The organism is Deltaproteobacteria bacterium (genome assembly GCA_020845775.1).
GTDB lineage: Bacteria > Bdellovibrionota_C > UBA2361 > SZUA-149 > JADLFC01 > JADLFC01.
Genome location: JADLFC010000043.1, coordinates 1 through 3,351, shown reverse-complemented (window position 1 = coordinate 3,351; position 3,351 = coordinate 1). Strand labels below are relative to the sequence as shown.

The following is a 3,351-nucleotide window of genomic DNA, read 5'->3' as shown; positions in this document are numbered from 1 at the left end:
TATACCATTTACAAAAAGGATTTTTGTAAATGGTATAAACAGCAAGTGCGTAAGCACTTGCCAATAAACAACAAATACCGTTTCCAAAAAGTAAAATATTTAACTTACTTTTTGGAAACGGTATAGTATTAACGCTTGATGAAAAACGCAAAAGAAGATGCCGATGAACGGGGGAATTTTGAAGATCCCACTAAGGGTTTGGAAGACGTTCGCGACCTTTCAAGTATTGCGGACGATTATGATTGGTCGGCAGAATGGGAAACATTGCCGAGATCGTCTAGTGAGTTAACCAATTACGATCCGCTGCAAAGCTACATTTCTGAGATTCGGAGTTTGCCGACACTAACGCGCCAGGAGGAACACGAGCTTGCAGTGCGCTATCATAAGTCTGGCGATAAAGTGGCTGGTTATAAGTTAGTTTTGGCCAATCTGCGTTTGGTAGTGGTAATTGCCAGGGAATATCAGCGCAATTTTCAAAACATGATAGATCTTATTCAAGAAGGAAACATAGGTTTAATGGAGGCTGTGAATCAATTCGATCCATTTCGTGGAACGCGTTTCCCTTCTTATGCTGCCTATTGGATTAGAGCGTATATGTTGCGCTATATAATTAATAATCTTAGGCTAGTAAAAATTGGCACTACTCAGGCTCAAAGGAAGCTTTTTTTTAATTTAAATAAGGAGAAAGAAAAGCTTGAATCCGAAGGTTTTGTGCCAGAAGCTAAGCTCCTCGCAAAGAGACTAAATGTTCGCGAGGCGGAAGTGATTGAAATGCAGCAGCGCTTGGCACTTCCGGATTTAAGCGTCGATGCCCCAGTATCTGGAAATGGCGAGAGTGAAAATATGGATTTTCACAGTGTCCTTCCAGATAAGTCAGATACGGCTGAGGAGATCGTGGCTAGAGAGCAGTTTTCTAAAGCCTTGCGCGAGGCAATAGCCGAATTGGAAAAGGAATTGGATGAAAAGGAAAAGGCTATAATTGAGCGCAGGTTGTTTACGGATGAGCCTGTAACTTTGCAAGAGCTTGCAGATGACTTTGGTTTAAGTCGAGAGAGAATTAGACAGATAGAATCCCAATTAAAGCTCCGTTTAAAGTCGTATCTCCAAGAGAAGCTCGATATTGGCGATATGCAGGATGTGCCTTTTGCTAGCGAGGATGGATGATGGGAACGAGACAAAATAATACCACTGCATTACACAGCGTGAGTTCTGGTAAGATGAGTACGGGGAAAAAAAGCGGGCGCAAGAAAGCAGTCGATCTGGTGTTTTTGATTATTATTACTGCGCTGATTTATCCGGCGTATACGGGTTGGCAGGAGCTTTACCAGAATTTTCTCGAAAAGGATGAGCCTACAATTAAGGTGCAGGAAATCCCAGCTGGCATAGGCTCAAATCCACTAAAAATGAGAATTGATGTCGCCGATGTCGGCGCTGGAATAGACGAGGTCATAGTTAGAAGTGAGCAAGACGGCGAGATTAAGGAGCTTGAGAGAGTATCGTATAAACTTAAGAAAAATGAGGATGCGGTATTTGTTAATATAGACGGAAGGGAAGAGGGTTTTAGAGAGGGGGAAGTGAAGATTCGCGTTTTAGCTTTTGATCGCAGTCTTTGGAGCAATAAGAGCTTATTTGAACTTGACCTTACAGTGGACTATACGCCGCCAAGACTCGCGGCTATTACAACGCAGCACAATGTCGTGGTAGGCGGGGTTGGTTTGGTGTTTTATCGCTTGGACGAAAAGCAAGATTCCTTTAGCGGCGTAAAAGTAGGGCAAGAGTTTTTTCCTGGTTTTCTGGCGAGCAGACTGGATGAGGATTACAAGGAGAGACCGGATGTGTATTTTTCTTTCTTTGCCATCCCTCTGGAGTTCGACGTAGATCGCGATAGGATAGAGCTCTTTGCAACTGATGGCGTGGGCAATGTTGCTTCTGGTTCTATGTATTACAGAGTTCAGGAAAGAAAATATGGCAGTCGCGTAGTAGAACTTTCCGAGGCGTTTTTAAGAAATAGCATAGAGCGAATCATCAAGGATTACGCGATACTTAGAGATAAGCTAAAGATTACTACGCTCGATGGAGTCTCCTTAGCTACTACGCCGAAAGGCTTGGTGGAGCAATTTCGCCTTATAAATGAGGACTATCGCCAGAAGATCGAAACTTTAGCAGAACCGCTGTTTGCGCGTCCGCGGGCTTCTAGGCTATGGACTGGAGTATTTAGTCGGCTCTCAGGCTCTGCGAGTCAGTCGCCTTTTGGCGAGGAGCGCATGTATCGCTTTGGCGAATTAGATGCCGGGAGCTCGCTTCATATTGGAGAAGACTTGGCGTCCTATGCAAATACCAGTGTGCGTGCTGCCAATTCTGGCAAAGTTGTTTTTGCCGATAGGTTGGGGCTTTATGGCAGCGCGATAATTTTAGATCACGGCTTTGGGTTGTATACGCTGTATGCACATTTATCGGACATATCCGCACGAGAGGGTGACTCTGTTAATAAGGGAGATGTTATAGGAAAGACTGGAAATAGCGGTTTTGCTGAGGGAGATCACTTGCATTTTGAGATGAGGCTGCATGGTGTGCCAGTTCGTCCCTTAGAATGGTGGGATGCTCGTTGGATTCAAGAGCACATTGACGATACTATAACGAATACTAAGAAAGCGCTTGGCTTAAAAGTAGTGACCAGGATAGAGCCATAACAGGGGACTTTGCTTTAAGCACATGGAGCAATCCCTAACGCCTACAACGTTTCGCATCGTTAACGCTTCTTACGTTACGTCTATTCATCATGCCAAAGATTTAAAGCACTTTCCTTATCCGGAAGTTGCTTTTTTTGGGAGGTCTAATGTTGGAAAATCTAGTTTGCTAAATGCTCTTTGTGGTCAAAAAAAGCTAGCAAAAACCAGCAAAACCCCTGGTCGCACTTCTGCGCTTAATTACTTTGAGATAGAGATAATAGCTGTGCGAGAAGACGGAAAGGAGCTTAAGTATAGTGCTTATTTTGTCGATGTCCCAGGGTATGGTTTTGCAAAGACTAAGTGGTCCGAGAAGAAGCGCTGGGCTGAATTGCTTGAGGCATATTTGTTTAATAACTCGAATCTAAAAACTTTGTTATTGCTGCACGATTCTAGGAGAGAGGTGCAAGAGGAGGAGCAGTGGATTTGCAACGTCGCTCGGGAAAAGCGCCTCATAGTTGTGTTGACCAAGGCCGATAAGCTTAGCCGCAACGAACTGTCGCAAGCTAAGGGCAAAGTAAAAACCGCTTTAGCCGCCTATAACCCTAAAATCTTTGCCACAAGTCTTATTGGCAAGAGAAAACTAGCCATGGACACTTTAGCGCAGGAAGTGTGTGCGCGATGC

Annotated in this window: 3 protein-coding genes; all 3 read left to right on the top strand. The window is 44.2% G+C overall.

Annotated features, from left to right (window positions below):
* The first annotated feature begins 138 nt into the window (after window positions 1-138).
* Window positions 139-1,164: an RNA polymerase factor sigma-32 gene (locus tag IT291_03030; GenBank protein MCC6220195.1), complete on the top strand. Its 1,026-nt coding sequence runs from the start codon at window positions 139-141 to the stop codon at window positions 1,162-1,164.
* Window positions 1,161-2,690, top strand: coding sequence for a M23 family metallopeptidase (locus IT291_03025; protein ID MCC6220194.1), 1,530 nt, complete (start codon window positions 1,161-1,163; stop codon window positions 2,688-2,690). Before IT291_03030 ends, IT291_03025 begins: the two co-directional genes overlap by 4 nt.
* Before the next feature lie 22 nt (window positions 2,691-2,712).
* On the top strand, window positions 2,713-3,351 hold a 639-nt coding region (gene ysxC / locus IT291_03020), incomplete at its 3' end, for a ribosome biogenesis GTP-binding protein YsxC (GenBank protein ID MCC6220193.1).